This window comes from Arthrospiribacter ruber, from assembly GCF_019343195.1.
GTDB classification, from domain to species: Bacteria; Bacteroidota; Bacteroidia; order Cytophagales; family Cyclobacteriaceae; genus Arthrospiribacter; species Arthrospiribacter ruber.
The window spans coordinates 17,968-44,594 of the sequence record NZ_RPHB01000010.1 but is presented as its reverse complement, the minus strand read 5'-3'; the positions used below and the strand labels follow the sequence as shown (position 1 = coordinate 44,594).

The following is a 26,627-nucleotide window of genomic DNA, read 5'->3' as shown; positions in this document are numbered from 1 at the left end:
TTATTTCTTTTTCTTCCATTGAACGGAGTATAGATCCAATCTCCTCTGCTCTAGGTTTCGCACACTTCCTGCTTTTCTTTGCTTGGTCAATAAATCCAAATCCACATCTGCTACAATGGTGGTTTCTGCATTCTCAGCAGCTTGTGCCACAGTGGCGTCATGAGGAAAGGAAAAATCCGAGGGAGAATAAATTGCAGACTGAGAATATTGTATATCCATGTTTTCCACCCTTGGCAAGTTACCAACAGAGCCGGTAATTGCCACATAGCATTCGTTTTCCACTGCCCTGGCCTTAGCACAGGTATTCACCCTAAGAAATGCGTTTTTGGTATCTGTCCAGAAAGGTACGAATAGAATATCCATTTCCTGTTCGGCCAGAATCCTTCCTAATTCAGGAAACTCTACGTCATAACAAATCAGAATACCTATTTTACCGGCATCCGTATCAAAAACTTTAATACCATTACCGCCCTGTAGTCCCCAATAAGCTTGCTCGTCAGGGGTGATATGAAGTTTGTATTGCTTGTCTATAGTACCATCTCTACGGCAAAGGTAGCTGACATTTCTCAACTTTTTTCCGTCATATTCAGGCATACTTCCGGCAATGATATTGACATTGTATGAAAGTGCGAGATCACTCATCCTGCTGATAATTTCATCTGTGTAATCCGCAAGATTCCTGATAGCTTCGGAAGCATCCATGTCATTAAATTCAGCCAAAAGAGGTGCATTAAAAAATTCCGGTAAAAGACAAAAGTCTGACTTATAACCCGAAACGGTATCTACAAAAAATTCTACTTGCTGCATCAGGTCATCCACACTATTGAATCTCCTCATTTTCCACTGGACCAGACCAAGTCTTACGATTGACTTTTTATTACCTATCAGTTTTTCGTCCTTTTCGTAATAAATATTGATCCACTCCAAAAGTGTCGCATACGCCCTTGAGTCAGTATCTTCCGGCAGGTATTTGGTGATTACCTTCCGTACGTGAAATTCATTGGCCAACTGAAAAGACAAAACAGGATCAAATATCTCCTTGCTTTTAACTTGATCAATGTACTTTCTCGGAGTCATTTGATCAAAATATTTGGAATAGCCCGGAATCCTACCTCCTGCAATAATTGATCGGAGGTTGAGGTTTTCACAGAGTTCCTTTCTCGCATCATACAGCCTTCTTCCCAATCTCATCCCTCTGTATTCCTTATCCACAAAAACATCAGTGCCATACAGGGTGTCTCCATTGTCATCATGGGTATCAAATTTCCCATATCCGGTAATTTGATCATAAGTATGATTGTCTCCAAACTTGGAATAATCCACAATAAGACTGAGGGCCGCGGCTACTACTTTTCCATTATCTTCTATACAAATCTGCCCTTCCGGAAAGGCCTTGAGCTGATTTTTGAGTTCCTGCTTGGTCCAGGCACCTCCTTGATCCTTGTAAATAGATACCATTATTTCCCTGATATCCTCATAATCGGACAACTTGATATTTCTTAGCTTTAGTCTATGATCTAATTCTTCTCTTTGCTTACTCATGACACAAAATTAACCAAAATTCAAACAATAATTTTAAAACCATCTTCTTAAGGTCAACAAACGAAACTATATACTGTTTTTCAAACAATTATTTAGCCAAGGGATTAAATAATCTCCAGAAAGTTTAAATTTAAAGCTACTAATAGGAATTCAATACTTATGGGAGAGCAATTTTGGGATTTTAAGAAGGGAAAAATAGGGGAGTTTTTGGAATTTTTCAATGACCTGATGAGTGTCAAGCTTTTTTCAATCGGAGATTCCAGCCTTACCATTGGCTTATTAATTACCTTGATCATTTCTGTCACCATACTTTTTTTACTTTCAGAATGGATCAGAAGGGTTTTGGTCAACAGAGTATTGAAAAGATACAGAATTGAGCGTGGAACTAGGCAGTCCGTTGGAATCATTGTGAAATATATCCTGGTCATTGCTGGGTTATTTTCGATCATGCAGACCAATGGCATTGATCTTAGTGCATTTGGAATTCTGGCAGGTGCATTGGGTGTAGGTATTGGTTTTGGTCTCCAAAACATCACCAATAACTTCATAAGTGGGTTAATCATCTTGTTTGAGCAACCAATAAAGATTGGAGACAGAATTGAGGTGGGAGACATCAATGGGGATGTAATCAAGATTTCGGCAAGGTCAACAACAGTGGTCACCAATGACAATATAAGTGTCATCATACCGAACTCCCAGTTTATTGATAGCCAGGTGATCAACTGGTCACATAATGACCGGAAAGTTAGATTCAATTTTCCAGTAGGGGTGTCTTACAAAGAAAATCCGGAAAAGGTAAAGAAAATCTTACTTGAAGTAGCAGATCAAAACGAGCATATTCTAAAGACTCCAGCCCCAGATGTTCTTTTTGATGAATTTGACGACAGCAGCCTCAATTTCATTCTCAGGGTATGGACCAGTGAATATGTCAACAAGCCCAGGGTACTGAAAAGCCAGCTTTATTTCGAAATATTCAGAAGGTTTGGGGAGGAAAATATAGAAATCCCATTCCCTCAGAGAGATATACATATCATATCCGGAGCAGAAAAATTGAATAATTGATCTTTTTTCCATTTCTTTATTGCGCATTTGTTCCATTTAATTCACCCGGACCTTATGCCTTAATTTCCAAGGGATGAAAAGGGTAATATTTTCGTTGATTTTTGCGCTGCTTTCTTTGGAAGTGGCTTCCCAAAGCTTTTACAGATATCGCTTTGAAACCCCTTGGTCAATTTCTGCCTCAGCTGGTCCTACTCAATATTTTGGAGAACTTTATTCGCTATGGAAATACAATGAAGGCATACAGCCGGACTGGAATGTAAATTTTGCGGTAAGGAGGGTCTTGGGCACACATATCAAGGCAAGAGTGGAAGGCACCTATTATGAAATTTCAGGTCAAGACCCTCCGGCAGATCCACGAAGCCTTAGGCAGCCTAGAAACTTACACTTCAGAGCACGCAACTGGGAAGCATCTGCCATTGGTGAAATATATCTGAAGCCAGTACGTCAATACAACATTACCAGAGACTTTCTCAACTTTTATGCTTTCGCAGGAGTAGGAATTTCTACCAATGATCCCGAAGCCAGGCTGAGAGGGGAATGGGTGCCTTTACGCCCTTTGCAAGTAGAAAACAATCCTTACAATAAATACATTATCGTATTTCCGACAGGCATAGGAATGAAGTACAAAGCCAATGTCTGGGCAGATCTCTTTCTGGAAATTAACTACAGATGGACCCTGACAGATTATATGGATGATATCTCAGCCTTCAATGTAAGTGAATTTTACCTGGACTTGGTAAGGGACTACGGTACTAACGGTGAAGGCCCTAATCCGGACAGGTTGAGGCTGGCCATAAGGAACCCGGATTTTATCCGTGAAAACGGAGAACCCGACGTGGACAAAATCCTAAGAAACAATGGCAGGGTAAGAAGAGGGTCAGGACTTACAGAAAGATATGATGGCTACCTCAGTATCAATGTAGGGGTTGAGCTCTATTTATCACAGGACATCTGGGACAACTGGATCTTCCGAAATAGGATTTACGAAAAAAGATTCAGATTCTGGTAATTACTATACTACCGCTACGCAAAAGAAGAAACCAATCAGGGATTTTTGCACTATTTTGATACTTATTTTTTTATCTTCAAATTCTCAATCACAAACCCGAAAACCTATGAAAAATTTCTCAAAGTACTTTTTTGTATTTTGGTTCTTTGCTTTTCTCCTTTTTGCCTATTGGCAGCTAAATGACCCTGACCCAGAGATCTGGGCTCCAATTTATATTGGTGCGGCTTTGTTTTCTGCTTTGGCAGTCAAAGGCAAGCATCCCTTGATACCACTTTCTATTGCCATTATTGCCTGTATTATCGGTGCCATTTATTTTTTCCCGGATTCAGTGACCGAATGGGTCAGTTATGAAATGGAACAAAAAGACCTTACTATGAAAACCCAAGAATCTGAAGAGGCTAGAGAAACATTTGGCTTGTTGATTGTGGCAGCCGTACTATCTTTCTCTGCTTTCTTAGGTTGGAAAAAACAAAAAACTCAAAGCCAAAAACTATGAAAAAATCACTGTTTATTATCACAGCCATAATGTGTTCATTATTCTGTCATGCCCAAGAAAGTCAATTTTTTGAAATGAGACAATACACCGTGCACGAGGGGAAGATGCAAGATCTAGTAGACCGATTTGAGAACCATACGCTGAAGCTTTTTGAAAAACATGGAATTGAAAATGTAGCCTACTTTCTTCCTCTAGGGGATAATCCTGAATACCTCACCTTCATTCTTGGATATCCTGACAGAGCTGCACGTGATGCTTCATGGGCAAGTTTCGGAAGTGATCCTGAATGGAATCAGGCCCGGGAAGCCTCTGAAGAAAATGGGCCCTTGGTCGCAAAAGTTACGCAGACTTTCATGAATATAGACAAAGAACTCAGCCCCCAAGGTGTACTGATGCTACCAGAAAGCGGTAAAGTATTTGAATTGAGGACTTACTATATGCTGCCCGGAAAAGTAGAAAACATCCATAAAAGATTTCGGGACCACACCAGAAAACTCTTTGAAAATCATGGAATGACCAATATTGCGTATTGGTATACAGATGAAAAAGAAGGAAATCAAAGCCGTCTGGTCTACCTTTTGGCCCATGATTCTGAAGAGGCCGGTAAAAAATCATTCTCGGAATTCGGCAAAGATCCTGAGTGGGTCAAGGTCCGGGATGATTCGGAAAAAGACGGAAAAATAGTCGAAAAGATAGAGTCAGTTTATTTTAAACCTCTGGGTTTTTCTCCCTTAAAGTAAGCTGATTTATTCTTCCAAAAAATATTGAATTTGCGATTAAGCGTTTTTCCCTTTCCCAGACCCCAGGGCACTCATACACAACCAAACTATTTGTATCAGTGACTTAAAAAACCAGAACGGAAAATTGTCAGGGGAAGACAATCCAAGATTCAAAACGAAAAGAGGCTGTCTCTCGATTCAGAGACAGCCTCTTTTACTTTTCATTAGGCTTAGATCACTTGGCTTTGAACTCCACTGAGTAGAAAGCTGCCATTTCACTTTCGCCTTCTTTAGGCTTAGAGATTATAAACAATTTTTGAGGCTTGGAGTCTCCAGATTCATTTAGGTTGAGTTGCAACATACCCATTGGTCTGCCTTCAGGCCCCATTCCTTTTTGTGTTTTGAATGTTCCTTCTGCCAACTTATTTCCAGTTGGAGAATCCTGTCTGATTTCTATCTGATACCCAACTGTAGTCGCTTCCTGACCACCTCCGATCAAAGTCAGAGACTTCACTCCGGTCAAATCTACTTCCGGCAATTCGAAGTAGCCACTTCCTTCTGATGGCGCAATAAGTAAAGTCCTGCCACCAAAAGACACATTGTTAAAGCCTTCGTAATTTTTGACCTGTGAAAAATCCATAGAAGGACTCCTCAAGGTAACAGCAGTATTACCAGTCAATGGCTTAATATTTTCACTTCCTCTATCTGTAAAACTGGCCGATAGCACAAACACACCATTTTCGCTTGCAGGCTTACCCACGAGAGGGTCTACATTACCTTCAGCCGGAAGTGATGGCTTTTCTTCTGCCCCTCTCCTGCCAAGACTGGTGATGTATGCTACTATTTTGCTGGCATCAGAATAAGAAAGTTCCGGGTTGGCAGGCATGACCGTTTCTCCCCAAACACCTCCTCCACCTTTTTGGATTTTATTGACAAGATAATCTGTCACGTTCGGATTTCTCCTGTACTTTCTTGCTACTTCTGTATAGGAAGGACCTATGGAAGCTTCATCTTCTTTGTGACAGGTTTTACAGGTCAGAGAACTGATAAGGCTCTTTCCGGTCATGGCATCTGTCATGATCAAGTGGCCTTTTGAAGCTTCTGCCTGATCAAGTCCAGAAATGTAATCTGCAGATACATAAAGCGTAGACAAATCACTTCCTGCTTCAGGATCGTCAGGATCATTTACGGAAACCGTATATTTGACAGGACTTCCAGGGAAATAAAATGTCTGATTTCCTAGAAGCTTGATATTCACTTCAGGAGCAACGTTACCGGCATAAACCGACACAATACCACTTTTTGCGCTAAGGTTGCTCGGATCCTTCACCTCCACTTGCACATCATAGTCTCCCACTTTGTCAAAAGTGTGTTGCAGTTTAGGTTCTGATGTAGTTTTGACTACTCCGTTACCCAAATCCCACACATAAGTCAGAGGGTCATTTTCAGGATCACTAGCATCTGCTGTAAAAGTAGCGGTGAATGGCAATGAGCCAGAGGTCTTGTCCACAGAAATCCCCGCCACCACTGGAGTTCTATTACCGTCATTGAAATCTACCCTAAACAATCCGGAGTCGGGATTTTTGGTAAACCAGCCATTTCCATACTCCAAAAGGTAAAGTTTACCATCAGGCCCCACTTCCATATCAATCAATCCGTTCAATTTGGTAGTGGACATAAATGGCTCCATTTTATCGAAATCTCCATTCGGCTTCATGGTTACTACCTTAATCCAACCCCTCACCCATTCATAGATGAAGAGCTTTCCATCGTAATAATCAGGATATCTTGTATCCTTCGGAAACATGTCCGTATAATATACCGGACCTGCCATGGCGTTTCTCCCTCCTGTACCTACTTGAGGGAATTCTGCTGAAGCACCATAAGGATACCAGATAAATGCCGGTTCAGTAGGAGGCAGTTCTCTTAACCCTGTATTATTTCTGGAATTATTGATTGGCTTGGCAGGGTCATAGGTAATACCTGAAACACCAGTTCCATAGTCATACTCTACATAAGAGTAATTGTCTGCAATAATATAAGGCCAGCCGAAATTACCTGCCTTTCTGGCCTGATTGACTTCATCATAACCCATGGGCCCTCTTGTATCCAAACTGTCAGCACTGGCATCAGGTCCTACTTCTCCCCAATAAAGAAACCCTGTTTTCTGGTCAACTGTAATCCTATATGGGTTACGGTTGCCCTGCACATATATCTCGGGCCTAGTTTTATCCATACCTTTTGGATACAAGTTCCCATCAGGGATGTCATAAGAACCATCAGGATTGACTTTTATTCTGAGGATTTTACCTCTTAGGTCATTGGAATTACCTGAACTCCTTCTCGCATCAAACTGCTCAAATCCGGGACGATCATCCAAAGGAGCAAACCCTCTGTTGACATAAGTACTATTGGATTGGTCAAAAGGAGTACTGTTGTCACCTGTGGACAAATAAAGTAATCCATCTTTGTCAAATGCTATTGATCCACCGGTATGACAGCAGATGTTTCTCTGGGAGTAAAATTCCAGAACCACCTTCTCAGATTCCATGTCCCAAGTATCATTTTTAAAAGTAAACCTTGACAGCCTGTTGATTTCTTTATCGCCACTAGGAGCATAGAAAACGAAAACGTGCCCGTTGTTTTTAAAATCCGGATCTTTCTGCATTCCCATAAGACCTTCTTCGGCATTGACCCCGCGTATGTCCGTTTTCCAATACACATCCAGCTTGGCTACTTCTCTTGCCGTACTGTCTCCGTTCTTATAGAGTAATACTTCTCCTCTCCTCTGAGCTACTAAAATGTCCAAGTTCGGCAAAATTGTAAATTCCGTTGGCTCGGTGAATTCACCCATTACCAATGCTGTCTTCTCAAACCTATTTTCTTCAGGTACTCTTTTTGTTTTGGCTTTGGAATAATCCAGTTTCTTATTGTCTCCCATCGCATACTTGATGCCTTCCAAAATGTGCTTTAGAAAAAGTTCTTCCTGAAAAGATTCAGAGGTATGACCGCCAGCTGTATAAAATGCCCTTCCACCGTCAAAATCATGATACCAAGCTACCGGGTGATGCCCCATGGCGTAACCTCCCTGATAACTGTCTTCGTCTATATCCATCAAAACATTGACATCAGGGTTCATTTGCTTAAAGCTGTACCACTCATCTCTTCTGTTCCATATTTCAGGTAAAAATCTGGTAGTAGGATGCGTACGGTCCGTCACATTAATGGAACCATCCTGTACATTTGGATGAGGATCTCCCATCCCAGGGTGATTCCAGAAATATGCTCCGGCAAGTCTATTGTACCAACCCCAATGATATTCTGTATCTGTTGCGGCATGAATGCCTACATACCCCCCACCTGACTGAATGTATCGCTCAAAATCAGCTTCCTGATAGTGATTGAGCACATCACCTGTAGTGCTGAGCCAGATCACGGCTGCGTATTGGGCCAGATTTTCTTCGTTGATCAGTTCTGAATTAGTAGTGGTATCCACCTGAAATCCATTCTCTGCACCGAGTTTCATAATAGCAGCTATTCCATCAGGAATAGACTCATGGTAAAAACCGGCCGTTTTGCTGAAAATCAAAACTTTGGGATCTCCGCTTCTTTTATTGCTACAGGAAAAAAACAAAAACGGGAGAAATACAAATGCAAGAATGCATCTTGTTAGGCATTTAGAGGTTATCATAGGTTTAATAGTTTGGGAGAAAGATAATGGGAAATATCCTTTACTAGATAAACTAATCTTATCAAAGGAATATACATATTAGGATTGGTAGTTGTAAACTATTTAATCCCAAATAAATACCCAATTCATTAAATTAACAAACATCATTGTGTGTTTTTTACATTTTGGAATATATTTGAATTCTTTAAACCCTAAAATGATGAAAACAAATAATTTGGCAGCTGTCTTACTGTCTATCATAGCATTTTCTTCCTGTGATTCCAACAATGTTCAAGAACAGGAGTTGGAAGAAGGAATAACTATAATCACACAAAGCAAGGGAGCAACTCTAGGCTACTCGAAAAACTCCGGAATAAATCTTTTGGATAAAGATGGGCTTAAATTTAAAGACCTGAACAAAAACGGAGAAGTTGATCCTTACGAAGATTGGAGACTCAGTTACGAAGAAAGAGCCAAAGACCTGGCTTCAAAGCTTTCAATAGAACAGATCGCAGGCTTGATGCTATATAGCTCCCACCAATCCATCCCTGCAGCATCTGGCGGATTTGGAGCTGGAACCTATGACGGCAAAAACCTGGAAGAAAGTGGTTTGCCATCTTATTCCCTTTCCGACCAACAAAAGAAATTCCTGACTGAAGACAACCTAAGACATGTACTGCTGACAAGGGTGGAAACCCCGGAAGTGGCCGCAAAATGGAACAACCAGGCCCAAGCATTTGTAGAAGCACTTGGAATGGGCATCCCTGCCAACAACAGTTCTGACCCAAGACATGGCCCAGTGGCCAGTACGGAATACAACGCCGGTGCAGGGGGAGCTATCTCCATGTGGCCAGAATCTTTGGGTTTGGCAGCCACGTTTGATCCAAGCTTAGTGGAAAGATTCGGAGAAGTAGCATCAATAGAATACAGAGCTTTAGGTCTGACCACTGCCCTTTCCCCCCAGATTGACTTGGGTACCGAACCAAGATGGAACAGGTTGAAAGGGACTTTTGGTGAGGATCCTACCTTATCCACCGATATGGCGAGGGCATATGTTGACGGGTTCCAGACTTCCAAAGGAGAAAAGGAAACGAACAATGGATGGGGCTTTCACAGTGTCAATGCAATGGTAAAACATTGGCCTGGAGGAGGCCCTGAAGAAGGTGGCAGAGACGGGCATTTTTCCTATGGAAAATTTGCGGTTTACCCAGGTGATAATTTAAAAGATCACCTGAAGCCATTTACGGAGGGAGCATTTAAACTCAATGGTAAAACCAAATCCGCCACAGCAGTCATGCCTTATTACACTATTTCCTATAATCAGGATACTAAAAACAAACTTAACACCGCCAATGCCTTTAATGAATACCTGATCACAGATCTCCTCAGGGGAGAATATGGCTATGAGGGGGTAGTTTGTACCGATTGGGGAGTAACTGGCAACGAAGGCCCAAACCCGGAAGATTTTAGAGGAAAACCTTGGGGAATGGAGGAAAAAACAATTGATGAAAGGCATTATCAAGTCATCATGGCCGGCGCAGATCAATTTGGTGGTAATAATGACATCAAACCTGTCCTAGCGGCATACCAAATGGGAGTTGAAGCGCATGGTGAAGAATGGATGCGAGCACGCTTTGAAAAATCAGCTGTAAGACTTCTCAGAAATATATTTCAGGCCGGGTTATTTGAAAACCCTTATTTGGATCCTGCTGAAACCAAGGCTACAGTAGGTAAAGCAGACTTTATGGAAGAGGGCTATCAGGCCCAGCTAAAGTCTGTAGTGATGTTGAAAAATAAGGAATCCATCCTTCCTCTTAAGGAAAAAACTAAGGTGTATATCCCTCAAAAATTCATCCCTTCCACTACCAATTGGTGGGGAGTAAGGTCAGAAGAAAAATGGGAGGATGCTATCAGCTTGGCCATTGCCAAAAATTATTTTGAATTGGTCAAAAGCCCGGAAGAAGCTGAAGTCGCTTTGGTCTTTATGAGTAATCCGGAATCAGGTACAGGATACGACCCTGAGGACAGAGAAAAAGGAGGAACTGGCTACGTTCCTATCAGCCTTCAATACGGCCCATACAGGGCTGAACATGCAAGAGCCCAGAGCATTGCTGCCGGAGACCCGGTAATTGCCCCAACAGTAACCAACCGAACTTACAAAGGAAAAAACATTACCGCTGCCAATTTCAAAGAATTGGAAACCTTATTGACTACCAAAAAAGCAATGGGAGAAAAGCCAGTAATTACAGTCATCCAAACCGGTAATCCTTTGGTTTTTTCGGAATTTGAAAACCAAGTCGATGGAATTTTATTGCACTTTGGAGTGCAGGACCAAGTGGTATTAGACCTTTTAACGGGAAAGACAGAACCGTCAGGGCTACTACCCATACAAATGCCTGCAAACATGAAAACTGTAGAATTACAATTTGAAGACGTGCCTCATGATATGGAATGCCATGTGGACGAACAAGGCAACAAGTACGACTTTGCCTTTGGACTCAATTGGTCGGGAAAGATTGAAGATGAGCGCGTAAGGAAATACAAGAAAAAATAATCCAAATTGATTTAAAAACCACCAATAATAAAAAGCCGGGATGATTACCCGGCTTCTTCATTTTGCTCTTCTTCCTGTTCGAGATAGACCCTGTTTCCGCAAACTATCCTATCTACACGGATAGGGCGTTCGTTTGTACTCTTTGACCAGTAGTTCCCATCTGCGTCCATCGAGATTGACCAAAGCTTCCCTTCTTCATCCCTGTAGGTAAATACACCTGTTTTTTTGTTCCTTCGAATGTCCTCATTGATTTCATAAAACCATTCAGAACCATCTTCAGTACGCAAAAACACTTCACAGGTAGTATTGATTTTTTCATACTCCATACAGCCAGATAGCATTATCAGGCTGACAAATAAAAAAAACTGTACACTTCTCAACATTCTTACTGACGATTGGGCGATTGATATCCGCGCCTAATTTAGAGAATACTTATGAAGTACAGGTAATTATGGTTCAAATTCCATCATAAATCATAAAAAAACCCGGCAAGCACGTGGCATTACCGGGTTGAAATATAAATGTATTTTGTATTAAGGCATCAGTGCTGCTACACCAGGGAGGGTTTTTCCTTCCATATGTTCCAAAAGTGCTCCTCCGCCCGTAGAAACGTAAGACACTTTATCGGTAAATCCGAACTTATTGACTGCAGCTGCTGAATCACCTCCACCAATCAGTGAGAACGCTCCGTTTTGTGTAGCTTCAGCAATGGCTTCAGCCACAGCAACTGTACCGTGCACAAAGCTGCTCATTTCAAAGACTCCCATAGGTCCGTTCCAAAGTACGGTCTTCGAAGATTTTACTACCTCAGCAAATAGCTTTCTTGTCTCAGGCCCGATATCCAAGCCCATCCATCCATCAGGAATTTCACCAGCTTTGGCCAATCCCTGCTCGGCATCATTGGCAAACGCTTTGGAAATAACAGTATCCAGCGGAAGGATGATCTTTACACCTTTATCTTCTGCCTTTTTCATCAATTCCCTTACATAATCTATTTTGTCTTCCTCACAAAGTGAGTCTCCAATAGTTCCACCTTTGGCCTTGGAAAATGTATATGACATCCCACCACCTATGATAAGGTTATCTACTTTTTCCAGCAAGCGTTCGATGATCAAAATTTTGTCCGAAATCTTGGCACCACCCATAATTGCTGTGTAAGGTCTCTCTGGATTTTCCATTACCTTGTCAGCATTTTCCAGCTCAGATCTCATCAAATAGCCTGCAGCTTTGGTTTCAAAAAACTTGGCAATCACTGCTGTGGAAGCATGTGCTCTGTGCGCAGTTCCAAATGCATCGTTCACATACACATCTCCCAGCTTGGAAAGCTTTTCAGCGAAACCTTCATCTCCTTTTTCCTCTTCTTTATAAAATCTCAGATTTTCCAGAAGTAGCACCTCACCGGGCTTCAATCCAGTTGCAAGATTTACTGCCTCCTGACCGATACAATCTGGAGCAAATTTTACACTTTGATCAAGGTTTTTTTGCAAAGAATTGACCACGTGCTTTAGAGAAAAAATATCCTCCGGACCTGATTTCGGCCTTCCTAAATGGGACATCAAAACGACAGAACCTCCGTCATTCAAAATTTTCTGTATGGTAGGAACCGCAGCCCTTACCCTTGTATCATCTGTGACATTCTGGTGATTGTCCAACGGAACATTAAAGTCTACCCTGATCAGGGCACGTTTTCCACTAAAATCCAGATTGTCTACACTTTTGATTCTTTGATTCATGGTTGTGTTATTATAAGGTTTGATAGTCTATTTTATTTACTATTCTATTTTTTAAAATGAGGACAAAATCAATCTGATTCTGTCGCAGCTGCTCTTCTCAGTCTGTCATTTACTGCACGGCCCAGTCCTTCTTCGGGCAAAAGCTCCGATAAAATTACAGAAACATCCAAGCTATCCAAAGCCCTCATGGCAGCAAATAAATTTTTGGCAGCTTCATGTGTGCTTCCGGTGTCGCTCAGGCTGATTTGTCTATTTTCTGACAATTTTGGAAAATGCTTCCCAAAACTCAATACTCCAAAATCTGTACCCGAGAGAAGATACTTGTCGACCATTTCATTTAATTCTCCCAAAATAAAAGGTTTGGTCGGTGCATAATGGCTCTTCAGCATTCCAGGAGATTTGGGGTTGCTACTGGAATGTAACACCACTTGGACTTTTCCGACCAGGTTTTCAATAGCCTGAATTTCTAACCCCCCAAGTCTGTACACTTTGACCTGACCATCTTCGAGCCCTACAATCGTACTTTCCAGTCCTACTTTGCAGCTTCCTCCATCCAAAATGTAAGGGATTTTTTCTCCTAACTGGCTTTCAACATGTTGGGCAGTAGTGGGACTGATGTAGCCAAAAGGATTGGCGCTTGGTGCTGCCAGCGGAAAATCCAGCGTTTCAAGTAAAGACTTTGTCAAAGGATGGCTTGGAATTCTGACAGCTACGGTTTCCAGACCACTGGTCACCAAATCAGGTATAATGGACTTTTTGGGCAATAATAGGGTCAAGGGACCTGGCCAGAACTTTTCGGCAAGCTTTTCCAAAGGCGCCGGAATATGAGTCACAAATCGACTCACTTTCTCAAGGCTGTCCGTATGAATGATCAAAGGATCAAAGCTAGGTCTGTTTTTAGTCTCAAAAATCCTGGCCACGGCATCTGCATCAAGTGCATTTCCTGCAAGACCGTACACGGTTTCGGTCGGTATTGCCACCAAGTCTCCTTTAAGTAAAAGAGACTTGGCCAGGCTGATATCTTCACCTATTTCCGCCATTAGTCCTGACAAAATTCATCCACCCATTCTTTGGCTTCAGGAAAACCAAGGCTCAAAGCCATTTTGAGGTTGGTACAACCATCCTCTTTTTGACCAAAAGCAGACATTTGTGTGACTCCAAGTAAATAGTAAGCGGCTCCATTTCTGTTATCCAAATTGACAGTGGTCACAAGAGACTCAATTGCCCCTACAGGGTCGTTATTTGCCAATAAAGCCTTGGCTTTATTGAAATGCACCAGTGGTTGTTCCGGATTGGCCTGCAAGACTACATCAAAATCAAAAATGGCATCTTCATATTCTTCGAGGGCCAGAAGCGCCAAACCTCTGTTGTAGTAAATATCACCTTGCTGCGGATCCAAACCGTTGGCTTTGTTATAATCCAGTACCGCATCTTTGAACTCCTTCTTTTCCAAGTAGGCATTGCCCCTATTGAAAAAAGGCTTGTATGAAGTATCATCCAGGTCAATGGACGCAGTAAAAGCCTCGATTGCATCATCATACTTTTTCTGCTGATAAAGGGCAACCCCTTTAGCATTGTACGCAGAAGTATATTCAGGATTTTTATCCAAAGCCCTGTCAAAATATTCAATAGCCTTTTGGTATTCGCCTTCTTCCATCTTTACAATTCCTTCTTCAAAAAGTTCTTCATCAGATGGACTACAAGACATTACTATCAATATGGGCACTAGCCAGCAGAACAGTTTTTTCACAATCAGTTATTTTTTTGCGCAAAGATAAGGAATTAAAAAGCATTGGAGGCAGAGGACTCCATTTTAGCCCTGAACTTTTGAGGAATAGGCACGGGCTTCATATCTTTCATTGAAACCGCTACCATTACTGTCTCAGCATGGGCAAAAATCCTTTCCCCCTGATTTTTGGCCATACCCATGATGACCTGCTCCATTACAAATGAGGTATTGCCTACACTTTTGATTCTCACATATACCAAAGGCTCATCAAATGCATGTATAGGCTGCTTGTAGGCAATGTTGATATTGGCCACCACAGTCCCTATATCCATCACATCCCAGCCACAGACTTCATACAGAAAAGAAGCCCTGGCATGTTCAAAAAAACTGAAATAAATACCATTATTGACATGCATGTATCCATCTATGTCCGAAAAACGTATCTGAACCGGTACTGAAAAAGAAAAAGAGGACTTCACATCCTCCAAGCTATATTTATCCTTCATGTAATCTTTTTTGATTAAAGTAAAATTTCCGACTTACTGGTTTTTTCAAGCATTCTTAAGATGGAGGCATTGTGGTGAACCAGATCTGCCACAGCGTCAAAAGGCACCCAAGCTAAATCCTTGCTTTCTGCCGATATAGTCAATGGCTCCTGAATTTCTGCCTCGATTAAAAACCTTACATCATAATGAAAATGCTCCGGAGTTTCTCCCTTTTGGGGAATGACATGCCTGTCAATATCAAAAATCCCTCTATCCACTAGCCTCAGAGAGGCCAGGCCACTTTCCTCCTCAGCTTCCTTCATGGCTACCAATTGCAGGTTTTCCTCTCCATCTGCATGTCCGCCAAGTTGAAGCCACCTGTTCAATTTGCGATGTAGGGTAAGCAGGGTATGGGTACGTCTTTTATTGACTATCCATGCCGATGCAGTAAAATGTCCATGAAGTCTTTCCCTGCCAAACGCCAGTTCGTCATGGGTCAGATCCACAAAATCCCGGATAAAGGCAGCCTCTTCCTCAAATGGAGTTCTGTACTGCTGGAGGTTTTTTCTTAGAGTAATTCGGTCCATAATCAGGATTGAGATATGAATAGATGGTCTATAAATTCTTCAAAAGGAAATGCATCTTGATAAAGGTGGTCAGAGTAAACGGTGACCAACACTTTCAAGTAGCTGGGTTCATCGTTAATGCTCACCTTTTCTACGCTGACATTTCCGTAGAGTTGGCTGATTTTTTTTGAAAAATCAGCTGCGCTTAAAGGGGGTTTGAAATATTGCTTTTCGGTAGTCCTGACTTTGTCATTTACATCTTCAATCTTACGGTCAAGACTTACCCTAGTGTACCCCAAATCTACTATTCGCCTACCAAAAGCAAAGAAAAGATTGGAAAAAGTTTTTTCTGTAAGAGGTGCATCGAAAGAAACGGCAAATCCATTTGCATAGGGGGAGTTCAGTATGTGTACCTCAGGAGTATTGTTCATTCCGGAAGTTTTGAAATGGTAATTCTTGGAAATCAATGCCATGGTATTTTTCCCTTCCGGGGATTCCATCCACTTTTCTACCGTTTCTTTGTTTTCTTCTGTCTGAACAAAATTTTCCTTTATGTTGAGGTTTTTATCCTTCTTTGGGAAAAGCTTCCCCAACACGTCATCTATAAATGAAGCCATCAATCTCTCAGTTTATATACACCATCAGGTTCACAAAAAATCAGCCCTTCTTCCTCCAATTCTCTCAAAACCCTTAGCGTGTAATTGTCTCCTTTCAATCCCGGTACTTCCCGGATATTCTGTAATGAAAACAGTATTCCTCCCTTTAAAGTTTGAAGGATCTTCTGTTTGAGCTGATCATCCTTTTGACCCAAGGCCTTTTTTTTGGCCAAACACACATCACAGATCCCACAGATAGCTTCTGTATTTTCACCAAAGTAGTTAGAAATCTGGCTTGCCCTGCAGGATTTATCTTCCCGGATATATGCCACCATCGCAGCAGCCTTGGATATGGTATTTTGTCTTCTTTCCTCTATCCTTTTCAAATTGAGCGGCAGCCTGCCGGCATCATATCTTTCGGTCATGAAAGTGATCTGCGGCTGGTCTTTTCTTTTGGAATAAGTCAGAATGCCAAAGCCGTCCAACTGCTCCAAAATCCTGATCAGGTCCTTTTCAGCCAGATTCATCGATTTGGCCAACTTTGACTCCTGAATTTTTATAAACTCTACAAAAAGCTCACCGCCATAGGTTCTGAGCAACATTTTGATTACAGGCTCGAGTTTGGCATTTGCTATCTGAAACTCATACAGCTTACTTTGACTTACATCAAACTTGAGAGAAGAAGGAGAATAGAAACTTTCATTCAATGAAATCAAGCCCTCCTCCTGTAGCACCTTCAGAGAATTATAGGTACTGAGCAGGTCGAGCTGGTAAGTGTCTACAAATTCGGAAATGGCAAAATCAAAACTTGCCATCCCTCCACTGCCAACAGCTATCCGGTAATAATTGGCGAGGCACTGGTACACTCTTTTGAGGAAATCTTGAGGCGGATAAGCCATTGCAGCCCTCTCCTCCAAGGTTTTGATATCCTGCTCATTGGTAAGAAGGACTGCGTAGGCTTTCAGTTCATCTCTTCCGGCCCGACCAGCTTCCTGATAATAATTTTCCAGATTTTCGGGAAGGTCAAGGTGTACCACAGTACGTACATCTGCTTTGTCTATACCCATCCCAAAAGCGTTGGTAGCTACCATCACCCTGATTTTTCCAGATTTCCAGGCGCTCTGTCTCTCTTCCCTCACACTATTGTCCAATCCTGCATGGTAGAAAGTAGCAGAAATACCCACTTGGCTAAGAGCCTGGGCTATATCTTTTGTTCCTTTTCTGTTTCTAACATAAAAAATAGAAGTTCCAGGGACCTTTTTAACTATTTCTATTGCTTTCTCCAGCTTGTTTTCCGCAAACCTCACTGTATAGCTTAGATTCTTTCTTGAAAAGGATTTTACAAAAACCGAGGGGTTCTTTAACTCCAATTTTTCTATGATATCTTCCTTGACTTTAGGAGTAGCAGAAGCTGTAAGTGCCATACAGGGTACAGCTGGATGAAACTCCCGTATTTTGGCGATTTCCAAATACGGAGGCCTAAAGTCATAGCCCCATTGGGAAATACAATGGGACTCATCCACGGCTATCAAATTGACTTTCATCTTTTTGAACCGTTCTATAAAAATCTCTGTTTTGAGCCGCTCAGGGGAAACATACAAAAACTTATAATTGCCGTAAATGCAGTTATCAAGAGCCGTACCTATCTCTCTTTTACCCATGCCGGAATAAATGGCAACGGCCAATATTCCTCTTTTTCGGAGGTTGTCCACTTGATCTTTCATCAAAGCAATCAAAGGACTGATGACCACACAAATTCCGTCCATGGCCAAGGCTGGCACCTGAAAACATATTGATTTGCCTCCACCTGTGGGAAGCAGAGCAAGACAATCCCTACTTTCCAAAGCAGACATGACAATATCCAGCTGCCCAGGTCTAAAGTCGCTGTAACCGAATACGTTTTGGAGAATATGGTATGCCTTGGCCTTCAAATTACCAATCCAATTGTTTTTTGTCCAAAAATGCAGCTATCCCCTTTTTACAATCAGCGCTGCCTCTAGCCTTGGCATTCATCGAAGCAGCGTACTCCAAGCCTTCTTCCAGGCTCTTTTCCTGAACCCTGCCTATCATTTCTTTTGTAAGGGCCATAGACTGACCTGAGTTTTGTCTGATGAGTTTTTGGGCGTATTCGTTCACGGTCTTATCCAAAATGTCAGCCTCCACCACCCAATTGATCATCCCCAGATTTCTGGCCTCTTCCGCAGATACAAGATCTCCATCCAGCAGGAGTTGCTTGGCTTTTCCTTCTCCGATTTTCCGGATCAAAAACACCTTGACAATAGCTGGTATAAAGCCGATTTTCACCTCCGTGTAGCCAAACTTGGCTTTTTGGGCAGCAAATGAAAAGTCACAAACGGTAGCCAAACCACAACCTCCTGCCAATGCATGGCCCTGAATCTGGGCAATGATGACTTTGGGCGAAGTATAAATCCTGTAAAACAACTCTTTCAGGCTTCTGCTGTCTTCCAGATTTTCCTCATAGGTATTTTTCTGCAGCGACTGAAGGTAAGCCAGGTCAGCTCCGGAACAAAAAACCTTCCCTGCAGCTTTGATCACAATCACCTTTACATTAGGGTCTCCTTCCATCAAGTCAAGACTTTCCTTGAGGGAAGCCACCATGACTTCGTTCAATGCATTCCTTTTCTCAGGTCTGTTCAGTTCTATATATCCTATCCTTTCTGCAAAAGAGGTTTTGACCGGTTGATCCATACTATTTGGGTTTAGTTTTCAGATTAATGTGAAAGATAGAATTCCACCCACGCTCTTACAAGTTTAGGATTATTTAAAATAGAATTTTATGGGTGGAAGGTATTTGTTGAAGACTATCAGCATTACCAACTGAAATCCATTGTCCATTTTTCCAGACCATGCGGGCATCTTCTCTCTTAAATTCCAAATCCAGACCAGGAGAAAAAGTTGGCATTTTTTGGTTGGGAAAAGCAAGAATAAGATCACTACTGTAAGAAAGCGCTACCAAAGGGTAAATCTTTTTGGCTCCTGACCTGCTTCTATAGGGTATGATTTTGTAGCCCAGTGTTTTGTCATCCAGTTCGGAATAATGATAAAGGGAATTCCCTTTCCAATAGTCCACCGTGACACCTTGAGGCAGTCTGACAAATACCAGCTCATTTCTGGAATTGTCTTGGAAGAAAAAAACCAGCCTTAGAACCAAAAACAAGGTCAAAGCTCCTACTGTCATGAAGGAAAAGTGCTTTTTTCTGAAATAGAATGCCATAAAAACCAAGGAAAGTAAGATCCAATACATAAAAACTTTCCATCCTGGCAAGTAAATTTCTCTGACTCGGGAATAGGGCAAATCCTGAATCCAAAATACTACCAGATTCACACTCAGAATACAATACTCTGTCATCAATGATAGGAATTGGGAAATAAGCGGAACATCGGCAAGCAGCATCATAGGAACTCCAAAACACATGATCAAAAAGGCGCCGGGTATGGCTATGAGGTTGGAAATCATGAAATAAACCGGAAAAGTATGAAAGTAGTAAGCCGAAATCGGGAAGGTTGCGAGTTGTGCAGCAATACCCACAGCAGTGATTTGCCATAAATATTCTACTGCAGGATACTTAGGAATCCACAATCGTACTATGAGCGGCTGAAAAACAATAATCCCGATCAAGGCCACATAGGACAACTGAAATCCTACCGAATAAATCAAATCAGGATCAAAGACCAAAAGTACAAAGGCAGATAAGGCAATGGCATTGAAAATGGAAGGACTTCTGGACTTCATCTGTGCGAGTGCCATCAGGGTAAACATTGTTGCAGCCCTCATCACAGAGGGAGACATCCCGGTCAACAGGGCATAAACCCAGATCAAAACAATGATAAAAGACAAATAGCCAATTCGTTTTACCTTCTTAAGCCGGTAAGGCTTGATGAAAAGAAAGAAAAAACCATAGATAATGCCCACATGTAATCCTGAAACAGCGAGAATATGCATGGCTCCAGCAGTGGCATATGCTTCACTGACCTCCTTTTCCAGGTTCTTCTTCTGTCCTAAAAGCAATGCTTTTGCAACCTGAGCGGCTTGGGGATTATGGATTTTCTGATCCAGTTTTCCCATTACCGAAGCCCTCACTTTTGCAAAAAACTGATGAACAGGGTATTCATTAAAAAATCCAATTCTTGCAAAATCAGTCCCAACAAAGTGCTGATGCGTGATTTTCTGCCTTCTCATAAACGTCCTGTAATCAAACTCAAAAGGTACTGTAGGCGCAGCTATTTCCTCTGGGCTTCCTTTCACCAATATGACCTCACCACTTTTCATCCCTTCCTCTGACCTGTGGTAAGCAATGATTTCCCCATCTGATCTCACCCATCCTTCATCTGTCAAAATCCTCTTGATTTTAAGCCTGTTGGCGATCGAATTTGGCTTAGGCTCATCCTGATCCAGAACCAAAGCCATATAAGCCAAAATCGGCTTTTCAAGATTGACAATATGCGCTTCTCTATTTCTTAGGTCATTTTTCCCAGTCAAAAACAATCCCAAGAAAACGAGCTGAATGGCCGCCAATACAGGAATCCAAACTTTGTGAAGGTATACTTTTTTGATTTTATTGGACCAAATCAAAAATGAATAAACCATGAAAAAAAAGGCTAAACCATATATCCATGAAGAGGGAGGAAAAAATGCCAGATAGGGGTAAGCAATGATCCCGAGGATCAGGAAAAACACATACCGTAAAAATGGAAATTCAGAAAAAATCATGCTTTGAAAAGTTTGACATAAATTTACTGAATTCCATAAAAAAAGGGAGCCATTCAGCTCCCTCTACCTATAAATTAAACGGATAAGTTTATCAAAATCTGTATCCAACATTAAATCCTGCCTTCAGCTCAACAGCTGAAAACCTGTTGGCCACCTCTGAGGAAAAAGCCCTACTTACGGCTGCAAATGGACCAAAAGCGAAATTGTTCAGGTTCCACCTGTACCCGGCCATCAATCCAATGTGCCCGCTGTTTAGACTGGTCACTGATGTGGTATTGTCTATTGCTTCTGAAAACTCACCGAATCTGTATTTGAAAAATGGAGACACATGCAATTTCGCAATATCATTCCCCGCAAAATAGAAGTTGTAGGAAACCAAAAACGAGGTCGCGGAGAAGTTTCTCCCATCACCTGCAGTTCTGTATCCAAACCTATCATTAAGATGGATCTCGGCACCTATAGACTGGTCATCAGCAAAAAACTGCTCATATCCGACTTCCACAGACCCCAACAGGATGGTATTTAAGAAATTCAGCCGCACTTCTCCCCTAGGGTTTTCCAAGGAGGTCTGTTGTGCAAAAACTGAACTTTGAAATAATGCTAGAACAATTGCAGTAAAGAATAACTTTTTCATAAATAGTTTTAGTTTAAAATCACGGATATCTTACAAATACAGTTCCATTTTGTAGTGAAGGATATTACACTCTTCAAACATGTCACCCACTTGCTTGAATCCAAATTTGGCATATAGGGGTATGGCAGTCAATTGGGCATGGAGATATAGTTTTTTTCCCTTGGCCTCAGGATGTAAAGCAATATCCTCCAGCACCGATTTTACAAGAGCCTGCCCTACTCCCTTACCTCTTTCCTTTTTCAAAACGGCAAAGCGTTCCAATTTGATGCCTTTTTCAGTAAATCTCCACCTAGCCGTCCCCGACGGATTTCCGTCTACTCTAGCCAAGAAGTGGATAGAGGTATCTTCAAACTCGTCATATTCTTCCTCAGGTGCTACCTCCTGCTCAATAACAAATACTTCCTCCCTGATTTTGAATATGGTCTCAAGATCTTCCTTGTTCAGGACCTTTGTCACCACGGTGGTAGTCTCTTCTTTCATTTCTTTGTGATTCGTCTTTTTCGTATGCTTCAATAATGGACTTAACGAGCTTGTGCCTGATGACATCTTTGCCACTGAGATTTACAATTCCGATGCCCTTCACTTCTTTCAAAACATGCAAGGCTTCACTTAATCCTGACTTTTGGCGTCTGGGCAGATCCACCTGCGTCTGATCGCCCGTGATAATAACCTTGGAATTTGGCCCCATTCTGGTCAGAAACATTTTGATCTGCTCTGAAGTGGTATTCTGTGCTTCATCCAGCAAGACAAACGCATCATGCAATGTCCTTCCTCTCATATATGCCAAAGGAGCAATTTCGATTACCCGGGTTTCCTGATAAAATTTAAGTTTTTCGGAAGGAACCATATCGGCAAGTGCATCATATATCGGTCTAAGATACGGATCAAGTTTTTCCTGCAGATCACCTGGAAGAAACCCTAGGTTTTCACCAGCTTCCACCGCAGGACGGGTGATGATGATCCTTTTGACCTCCCTGTTTTTCAAAGCCCTTACAGCCAAAGCTACGGCAATATAGGTTTTCCCGGTGCCTGCAGGACCCAAAGCAAATACAAGGTCATTTTTAAAACAGGCTTCAACAAGCTTTCTTTGGTTGGCTGATTTAGGTTTTACCACTAGGCCTTTGTTTCCGTAAATGATGACATCATCCTTTCTGTTTTCTTCGAAAGGAGTGCCTTCCAAGGCAATGTATTCCTTGACGTTATCGGGGGTCACATGGCCAAATCGGTGAAAATGCTGTAAAAGCATGTTCAGAAGATCATTGATCCTCAAGATCTCAGGTGCACGGCCCTGAATCCTGATTTCATTGCCCCGGGAAACAATTTTGCTCTGTGGAAAAGCTGCTGCGATTTGACGTATATTTTCATTTTCTGCACCTAAAAAGTCCAGCAGCGGAATATTTTCTAAAGTAATTACTTTCTCTACCAACCTGATATATTTGATTTATAATTTGTACCTGCGGCGTAAGGAATAAATTTCTATTTTTGCCCTCACCTAGTACAAAAATATAAAATTTTAACGGACTTGCTTGTATGGCATTGATAACATTCACTTCGGACTTTGGAGACAGAGACTTTTATGTACCCGCTGTAAAGGCCAAGATGTTGTCAATCAATCCCCAACTTACGATTGTAGACATCACACATCAAGTGAAAAACTACGATGTGGCGCATGCTGCTTTTATCCTTAAATCGGTCTACAATGAATTCCCTAAAGGGACCGTTCACCTTGTCGCTATGAATGGAACAAGTAAAACCACAGATGGTTTTATAGGCATCAAACATGATGAACATATTTTCCTTGGACCAAACAATGGGATGCTGTCCTTATTGTTTGATACAGAGCCGGGAATCATAGTGCAGTTTGCTGACATTCACCTCAAGGAAAGCACTTTTCCTGCCAAGGACATTCTTGCCCCTATTGCAGCGAAAGTAGCTTCTGGCGCTGCAATTCATGATTTTGGCGGCCCACTGCCTCAAATCCGTAAAATGATCCCTAGACATGTAAAGGCAACAAAAAAACAGATTATCGGACATGTGGTTCGGGTGGACAATTACGGAAATCTAATCACCAATATAGAAAAGAAAGTTTTTGATATGCTTAACCCGGGGAAATTCACCATTCAGATTGGCCGGGAAACTTTACAGCAGCTCCATCAGTCTTATGATATGGTCGATCCGGGAGATTGCTTTGCTTTTTTCAATAGTCTGGGATTACTGGAAATCGGCCTCAACGAAGGGAATGGTGGAGATTTGTTGGGTTTGAAGCATGATAGTCCGATATTCATTCATTTCGAAACAGAAGAAGGAAAATTGTTATGATCAGGGTAGTAAGAATGATATTTGAGGAAAATCAGGTAGATGCATTTCTGGCAAACTTCCATCTCCACAAGGAAAAAATCAGAAATTTCCCCGGCTGTCATCATTTGGAGCTTTGGCAGGATGAAAATGAAAAAAATATTTTCATGACTTACAGCCACTGGGACAATGAAGAATCCCTGAACCAATACCGTGATTCTGAACTCTTTAAATCTGTCTGGAGCTACACTAAGAAGCTGTTCAAAGAAAAGCCAATGGCCTTTTCAGCAAAAAAAATTGAAGAACTGCCTTAAATAGGCTTGCAGAGAAAAAAAACAATACTCATATTTGCATCCCGTTCAGCAAGGAACGGACAGTTCACCTGCCCAGGTGGCGGAATTGGTAGACGCGTTGGTCTCAAACACCAATGCCTTCGGGCGTGCCGGTTCGACTCCGGCCCTGGGTACAAAATCAATGAAAAAAGGGCTTTACGGTGGCGTAAAGCCCTTTTTTGTTTTGAAATTATTCGGAAGGTGTACCCCGTCAGAATGCACCAAACGCAATGTTTTCTTTTTTCAAGGCTCAAAAATCACCTTTTGTTCAGAAGAATTCATAAAGTCTAAGCCAAACTCCGTACAACTTTATTCTTTCAAAAAGTCCAATGTAAAAAAGGAAACAGAATTTTATTAAAGCAACCCATTTCTTTGCATACAAGACAGGATGTAAACTTCTGTGTTGCCAAATGCCTCCCTTTTTTTTATCCTGTTCCAAAATGGAACCACAAGATCAAAGTTTATTGCTAGACCTTTTCCAAAGTCTTGAACTTTGGAAAAGCACCTGCCACTTTATTTAGTTTAATTTCAAATTACTGATAAACAATCACTTTAATGTAACTTCATCCGGACTTATCGGTTAATAGAGATGTAACCAAACGACCGATAGAAATGGAACAAGTATGTGCTAAATGTAATTATTGGGAGCCTCAGGCACCAGTAGTTGCGAATAAGGAAAATTATGGTGAATGCAACAAATTGAGCCATATAGAATCAAAAATGGATCCTGACTACATCATCCCTGTATTGAATGATGGAAAGCCTTTGGACCCTAACACCAAAAATATAGAATTTATTACTGGTGCTAATTTTGGCTGCAATCAGTTTGCAAGCGCTTAAAAATTTATAACGACCTAAAACTCATAAGAGCCCGGGATTCGCCGGGCTTTTTTATTCTTCAAAATTAAAATCAGCTTCTTTTTTCAATGTGATTACAACTACTCCATTTTTACCTTCTGCACCATACAATTCCCAAGCTGAACTTCCTTTGATCACTGAAACAGTTTCAATACTCTTTTGATCCAATCCTATAGTATCGGATCTTTTAAATTTCTTCTCTTTACTGCCCTGCTTGACTATAATAACTGGCTCACCTTCAATGCCTGAGGTGATAGACACCACACCTGTACCCCCTTGTGCTTTGGAAGTAGCAACAGTTTTTTCATTTCCCTTATTCACAGTCCCAAACAGTTTCCTATCATTTACTGGACTATATCTCAAAATTTTCAATTCCTCCTGCTGACTCTCAGTAAGCTCATTTTTTATGGCTACTAGGGTATTAAGCTGTTTAATTTTTAATTGATTTTCCAAAGACAAGACTAAATCCATTTGCCTTTGAACAGCATTTTGATCTATTCTTTTGGCCGAAAGCATTTTTTTCAGCCTTTCATTTTCATTGTCCAAATCCCATTTCAAACTCTTGAACGCACCTGCATTCTGATTATGGATTTTCTTAATATTTTCTGCTTGCTGGTCTGTAAGAGAAATAAACTCTCTATTGTCCATTACCAAATCAGCTGAGAACAAAGTCTCCTTAAATATATCCTGTGCATGGCCCTGAGCTATGACCAACATCAAACAAATCGTGAGTAATTTTTTCATGGTATATAATAGTTGGTTTAAAATTCTGTCAATAATGAACTGCTGGGAGCTTCCCATTCATCCAGGCTGGATTTGGTCTCTATCACAAAGTGCTGTTCCTGATTCTCATCCTCTACCAGTGTGATGATAAGTGTATCGTATTCCAATTGGTAATCTTTTTCCGAAGGCAGTAAAAACCACAGTCCAAAAACAAAGGTGGCTGCAACGCCAATTGGCAGTAAGCTCCACAAGGTAAATTTCCTTTTTTTACCAAACTCAAATTCAGGAACCCTTATATCCTTGTCTTTTTCTTTCCATTCCGAAAAAAACAACTCCAGTTCTTTTTCTTCTACACTATCCTGCTTGTTCATGAGTATTTTTTTTTAGAATCAATGTCTTGAGGTTTTTCTTTGCCCTGTCGTAATGGGTCCTCACTGTACCGATGTGAAGGCCCATTACTTCAGCAGATTTTTCCAGCGTCAATCCATGGTAAAAAACCAACAAAAGGACTTCTCTTTGTTTTTCCGGAAGCAATTGGATCAGTTTTTCATGATTGTCATCTGACTTCTCATGAACTTCATCTGCTATCAGTTCCGTATTTGTATCCAGAGATGTCAAGAGGCTTTCCGATTTTAAATTCTCCAAAGCGGTATACCTGATTACAGCATAAAGCCATGTTTTGGCACTGGACTGTTCATTAAATCTGGCCTTGCCTTCCAGTATTTTCAAGTACACCTGCTGAAGAACTTCTTTTGCCAGGTCCCCATCGAAGCGACAGCACTGCCTCGCCCAAAGGAAGGCTTCCGTATGCAGTTCTTTGATGACTTGTTCCAGTTGGTTTGGCTTCATATATATCCTTTAGTGTCAAAAAGCTACGGATATATGACATCAA

At 41.4% G+C, this 26,627-nt stretch carries 26 protein-coding genes and 1 tRNA gene; 9 read left to right on the top strand and 18 right to left on the bottom strand.

The features are described from left to right. Nucleotides 1–1,542: a bifunctional GNAT family N-acetyltransferase/carbon-nitrogen hydrolase family protein gene (locus EGN73_RS19025; RefSeq protein WP_219293315.1), complete on the bottom strand. Its 1,542-nt coding sequence runs from the start codon at nt 1,540–1,542 to the stop codon at nt 1–3. A 159-nt stretch (nt 1,543–1,701) separates the two neighbouring features. On the opposite strand from EGN73_RS19025, the gene EGN73_RS19020 reads away from it, so the two are divergent. The 4 genes from EGN73_RS19020 to EGN73_RS19005 all read left to right on the top strand — a co-directional run bounded on the left by EGN73_RS19020 (nt 1,702) and on the right by EGN73_RS19005 (nt 4,849). After that, complete coding sequence (locus EGN73_RS19020) at nt 1,702–2,604, top strand: mechanosensitive ion channel family protein (RefSeq protein ID WP_219293313.1); 903 nt, start codon at nt 1,702–1,704, stop codon at nt 2,602–2,604. Nucleotides 2,605–2,677: 73 nt separating this feature from the next. After that, entirely contained in the window at nt 2,678–3,613 is a 936-nt protein-coding gene (locus EGN73_RS19015) for a hypothetical protein (RefSeq protein WP_219293311.1), read from the top strand. A 106-nt stretch (nt 3,614–3,719) separates the two neighbouring features. Beyond that, complete coding sequence (locus EGN73_RS19010; protein WP_219293309.1) at nt 3,720–4,109, top strand: transmembrane 220 family protein; 390 nt, start codon at nt 3,720–3,722, stop codon at nt 4,107–4,109. Further along, nucleotides 4,106–4,849 carry an NIPSNAP family protein gene (locus EGN73_RS19005; RefSeq protein ID WP_219293307.1) on the top strand — a complete coding sequence of 248 codons (744 nt, stop codon included), beginning with the start codon at nt 4,106–4,108 and terminating at the stop codon, nt 4,847–4,849. The genes EGN73_RS19010 and EGN73_RS19005 overlap by 4 nt, the downstream gene beginning before the upstream one ends. A gap of 214 nt (nt 4,850–5,063) precedes the next feature. Here EGN73_RS19005 and EGN73_RS19000 read toward each other — a convergent pair whose 3' ends face one another. Continuing rightward, entirely contained in the window at nt 5,064–8,519 is a 3,456-nt protein-coding gene (locus EGN73_RS19000; protein ID WP_219293305.1) for a ThuA domain-containing protein, read from the bottom strand. A gap of 199 nt (nt 8,520–8,718) precedes the next feature. Between EGN73_RS19000 and EGN73_RS18995 the strand changes: the two genes are divergently transcribed. Continuing rightward, nucleotides 8,719–11,052 (top strand): glycoside hydrolase family 3 protein, encoded by a 2,334-nt coding sequence (locus EGN73_RS18995; RefSeq protein ID WP_219293303.1) that lies wholly within the window; start codon nt 8,719–8,721, stop codon nt 11,050–11,052. Nucleotides 11,053–11,096: 44 nt separating this feature from the next. On the opposite strand, the gene EGN73_RS18990 is transcribed toward EGN73_RS18995, so the two are convergent. The 13 genes from EGN73_RS18990 to EGN73_RS18930 all read right to left on the bottom strand — a co-directional run bounded on the left by EGN73_RS18990 (nt 11,097) and on the right by EGN73_RS18930 (nt 22,953). After that, the gene (locus tag EGN73_RS18990) at nt 11,097–11,435 is read right to left on the bottom strand and encodes a hypothetical protein (RefSeq protein ID WP_219293301.1); all 339 of its coding nucleotides are present in this window, start codon (nt 11,433–11,435) and stop codon (nt 11,097–11,099) included. A gap of 150 nt (nt 11,436–11,585) precedes the next feature. Further along, nucleotides 11,586–12,785 (bottom strand): phosphoglycerate kinase, encoded by a 1,200-nt coding sequence (locus EGN73_RS18985; RefSeq protein ID WP_219293300.1) that lies wholly within the window; start codon nt 12,783–12,785, stop codon nt 11,586–11,588. Between the two features lie 68 nt (nt 12,786–12,853). Further along, a complete protein-coding gene (locus EGN73_RS18980) occupies nt 12,854–13,825 on the bottom strand; it encodes an L-threonylcarbamoyladenylate synthase (protein WP_219293298.1) in 972 nt (323 codons plus the stop codon). Further along, the gene (locus tag EGN73_RS18975) at nt 13,825–14,493 is read right to left on the bottom strand and encodes a tetratricopeptide repeat protein (protein WP_219293537.1); all 669 of its coding nucleotides are present in this window, start codon (nt 14,491–14,493) and stop codon (nt 13,825–13,827) included. Before EGN73_RS18975 ends, EGN73_RS18980 begins: the two co-directional genes overlap by 1 nt. A 74-nt stretch (nt 14,494–14,567) precedes the next feature. Next, a complete protein-coding gene (locus tag EGN73_RS18970) occupies nt 14,568–15,020 on the bottom strand; it encodes an acyl-CoA thioesterase (RefSeq protein WP_219293296.1) in 453 nt (150 codons plus the stop codon). 14 nt (nt 15,021–15,034) lie between these two features. Then, nucleotides 15,035–15,586: an NUDIX hydrolase gene (locus EGN73_RS18965; protein ID WP_219293294.1), complete on the bottom strand. Its 552-nt coding sequence runs from the start codon at nt 15,584–15,586 to the stop codon at nt 15,035–15,037. Nucleotides 15,587–15,588: 2 nt separating this feature from the next. After that, nucleotides 15,589–16,182 carry a hypothetical protein gene (locus EGN73_RS18960; protein ID WP_219293292.1) on the bottom strand — a complete coding sequence of 198 codons (594 nt, stop codon included), beginning with the start codon at nt 16,180–16,182 and terminating at the stop codon, nt 15,589–15,591. Beyond that, complete coding sequence (locus EGN73_RS18955) at nt 16,182–18,092, bottom strand: RecQ family ATP-dependent DNA helicase (RefSeq protein ID WP_219293290.1); 1,911 nt, start codon at nt 18,090–18,092, stop codon at nt 16,182–16,184. Before EGN73_RS18955 ends, EGN73_RS18960 begins: the two co-directional genes overlap by 1 nt. Nucleotide 18,093: 1 nt before the next feature. Beyond that, nucleotides 18,094–18,870: an enoyl-CoA hydratase/isomerase family protein gene (locus EGN73_RS18950; protein ID WP_219293288.1), complete on the bottom strand. Its 777-nt coding sequence runs from the start codon at nt 18,868–18,870 to the stop codon at nt 18,094–18,096. 73 nt (nt 18,871–18,943) lie between these two features. Then, nucleotides 18,944–20,893 (bottom strand): ComEC/Rec2 family competence protein, encoded by a 1,950-nt coding sequence (locus EGN73_RS18945; RefSeq protein WP_219293286.1) that lies wholly within the window; start codon nt 20,891–20,893, stop codon nt 18,944–18,946. Between the two features lie 91 nt (nt 20,894–20,984). Then, nucleotides 20,985–21,527, bottom strand: a complete 543-nt coding sequence (locus tag EGN73_RS18940) for a DUF3575 domain-containing protein (RefSeq protein ID WP_219293284.1) — start codon at nt 21,525–21,527, stop codon at nt 20,985–20,987. A gap of 30 nt (nt 21,528–21,557) precedes the next feature. Next, nucleotides 21,558–22,007, bottom strand: a complete 450-nt coding sequence (locus tag EGN73_RS18935; protein WP_219293282.1) for a GNAT family N-acetyltransferase — start codon at nt 22,005–22,007, stop codon at nt 21,558–21,560. Continuing rightward, on the bottom strand, nt 21,952–22,953 hold the full coding sequence (locus EGN73_RS18930; protein ID WP_219293280.1) for a PhoH family protein: 1,002 nt from the start codon (nt 22,951–22,953) through the stop codon (nt 21,952–21,954). The genes EGN73_RS18935 and EGN73_RS18930 overlap by 56 nt, the downstream gene beginning before the upstream one ends. A gap of 104 nt (nt 22,954–23,057) precedes the next feature. Here EGN73_RS18930 and EGN73_RS18925 point away from each other — a divergent pair, with 104 nt between their 5' ends. The 4 genes from EGN73_RS18925 (at nt 23,058) to EGN73_RS18910 (ending at nt 24,994) form a co-directional block, all read left to right on the top strand. Further along, nucleotides 23,058–23,846, top strand: coding sequence for an SAM hydrolase/SAM-dependent halogenase family protein (locus EGN73_RS18925; RefSeq protein WP_219293278.1), 789 nt, complete (start codon nt 23,058–23,060; stop codon nt 23,844–23,846). Beyond that, nucleotides 23,843–24,136 carry a putative quinol monooxygenase gene (locus EGN73_RS18920; RefSeq protein ID WP_425515039.1) on the top strand — a complete coding sequence of 98 codons (294 nt, stop codon included), beginning with the start codon at nt 23,843–23,845 and terminating at the stop codon, nt 24,134–24,136. Before EGN73_RS18925 ends, EGN73_RS18920 begins: the two co-directional genes overlap by 4 nt. 70 nt (nt 24,137–24,206) lie before the next feature. Beyond that, nucleotides 24,207–24,288 (top strand) — tRNA-Leu (locus EGN73_RS18915). Between the two features lie 478 nt (nt 24,289–24,766). Continuing rightward, nucleotides 24,767–24,994: a hypothetical protein gene (locus EGN73_RS18910; RefSeq protein ID WP_219293276.1), complete on the top strand. Its 228-nt coding sequence runs from the start codon at nt 24,767–24,769 to the stop codon at nt 24,992–24,994. A 51-nt stretch (nt 24,995–25,045) separates the two neighbouring features. Here the strand turns inward: EGN73_RS18910 and EGN73_RS18905 are convergent, their stop codons facing one another. Genes EGN73_RS18905 through EGN73_RS18895 form a run of 3 tightly spaced genes read right to left on the bottom strand, consistent with a single transcriptional unit; the run spans nt 25,046 to nt 26,584 of the window. Next, nucleotides 25,046–25,756 (bottom strand): Spy/CpxP family protein refolding chaperone, encoded by a 711-nt coding sequence (locus EGN73_RS18905; RefSeq protein ID WP_219293274.1) that lies wholly within the window; start codon nt 25,754–25,756, stop codon nt 25,046–25,048. Between the two features lie 17 nt (nt 25,757–25,773). Then, nucleotides 25,774–26,106 carry a hypothetical protein gene (locus EGN73_RS18900; RefSeq protein ID WP_219293272.1) on the bottom strand — a complete coding sequence of 111 codons (333 nt, stop codon included), beginning with the start codon at nt 26,104–26,106 and terminating at the stop codon, nt 25,774–25,776. After that, nucleotides 26,090–26,584: an RNA polymerase sigma factor gene (locus EGN73_RS18895; protein WP_219293270.1), complete on the bottom strand. Its 495-nt coding sequence runs from the start codon at nt 26,582–26,584 to the stop codon at nt 26,090–26,092. The genes EGN73_RS18900 and EGN73_RS18895 overlap by 17 nt, the downstream gene beginning before the upstream one ends. Between the last annotated feature and the right edge of the window lie 43 nt (nt 26,585–26,627).

Excerpts from the sequence above, each read along its gene's own strand:
- EGN73_RS18905 (WP_219293274.1), bottom strand. The coding sequence starts at position 25,756 with ATGAAAAAATTACTCACGATTTGTTTGATGTTGGTCATAGCTCAGGGC.
- EGN73_RS19010 (WP_219293309.1), top strand. The coding sequence starts at position 3,720 with ATGAAAAATTTCTCAAAGTACTTTTTTGTATTTTGGTTCTTTGCTTTT.
- EGN73_RS18920 (WP_425515039.1), top strand. The coding sequence starts at position 23,843 with ATGATCAGGGTAGTAAGAATGATATTTGAGGAAAATCAGGTAGATGCA.
- EGN73_RS18970 (WP_219293296.1), bottom strand. The coding sequence starts at position 15,020 with ATGAAGGATAAATATAGCTTGGAGGATGTGAAGTCCTCTTTTTCTTTT.
- EGN73_RS18960 (WP_219293292.1), bottom strand. The coding sequence starts at position 16,182 with ATGGCTTCATTTATAGATGACGTGTTGGGGAAGCTTTTCCCAAAGAAG.
- EGN73_RS18895 (WP_219293270.1), bottom strand. The coding sequence starts at position 26,584 with ATGAAGCCAAACCAACTGGAACAAGTCATCAAAGAACTGCATACGGAA.
- EGN73_RS18900 (WP_219293272.1), bottom strand. The coding sequence starts at position 26,106 with ATGAACAAGCAGGATAGTGTAGAAGAAAAAGAACTGGAGTTGTTTTTT.
- EGN73_RS18980 (WP_219293298.1), bottom strand. The coding sequence starts at position 13,825 with ATGGCGGAAATAGGTGAAGATATCAGCCTGGCCAAGTCTCTTTTACTT.
- EGN73_RS19020 (WP_219293313.1), top strand. The coding sequence starts at position 1,702 with ATGGGAGAGCAATTTTGGGATTTTAAGAAGGGAAAAATAGGGGAGTTT.
- EGN73_RS18975 (WP_219293537.1), bottom strand. The coding sequence starts at position 14,493 with ATGTCTTGTAGTCCATCTGATGAAGAACTTTTTGAAGAAGGAATTGTA.
- EGN73_RS18935 (WP_219293282.1), bottom strand. The coding sequence starts at position 22,007 with ATGAAAGAAGAGACTACCACCGTGGTGACAAAGGTCCTGAACAAGGAA.
- EGN73_RS19025 (WP_219293315.1), bottom strand. The coding sequence starts at position 1,542 with ATGAGTAAGCAAAGAGAAGAATTAGATCATAGACTAAAGCTAAGAAAT.
- EGN73_RS19000 (WP_219293305.1), bottom strand. The coding sequence starts at position 8,519 with ATGATAACCTCTAAATGCCTAACAAGATGCATTCTTGCATTTGTATTT.
- EGN73_RS18940 (WP_219293284.1), bottom strand. The coding sequence starts at position 21,527 with ATGAAAAAGTTATTCTTTACTGCAATTGTTCTAGCATTATTTCAAAGT.
- EGN73_RS18985 (WP_219293300.1), bottom strand. The coding sequence starts at position 12,785 with ATGAATCAAAGAATCAAAAGTGTAGACAATCTGGATTTTAGTGGAAAA.
- EGN73_RS18990 (WP_219293301.1), bottom strand. The coding sequence starts at position 11,435 with ATGTTGAGAAGTGTACAGTTTTTTTTATTTGTCAGCCTGATAATGCTA.
- EGN73_RS18950 (WP_219293288.1), bottom strand. The coding sequence starts at position 18,870 with ATGGATCAACCGGTCAAAACCTCTTTTGCAGAAAGGATAGGATATATA.
- EGN73_RS18910 (WP_219293276.1), top strand. The coding sequence starts at position 24,767 with ATGGAACAAGTATGTGCTAAATGTAATTATTGGGAGCCTCAGGCACCA.
- EGN73_RS18925 (WP_219293278.1), top strand. The coding sequence starts at position 23,058 with ATGGCATTGATAACATTCACTTCGGACTTTGGAGACAGAGACTTTTAT.
- EGN73_RS18945 (WP_219293286.1), bottom strand. The coding sequence starts at position 20,893 with ATGATTTTTTCTGAATTTCCATTTTTACGGTATGTGTTTTTCCTGATC.
- EGN73_RS18965 (WP_219293294.1), bottom strand. The coding sequence starts at position 15,586 with ATGGACCGAATTACTCTAAGAAAAAACCTCCAGCAGTACAGAACTCCA.
- EGN73_RS18995 (WP_219293303.1), top strand. The coding sequence starts at position 8,719 with ATGAAAACAAATAATTTGGCAGCTGTCTTACTGTCTATCATAGCATTT.
- EGN73_RS19015 (WP_219293311.1), top strand. The coding sequence starts at position 2,678 with ATGAAAAGGGTAATATTTTCGTTGATTTTTGCGCTGCTTTCTTTGGAA.
- EGN73_RS19005 (WP_219293307.1), top strand. The coding sequence starts at position 4,106 with ATGAAAAAATCACTGTTTATTATCACAGCCATAATGTGTTCATTATTC.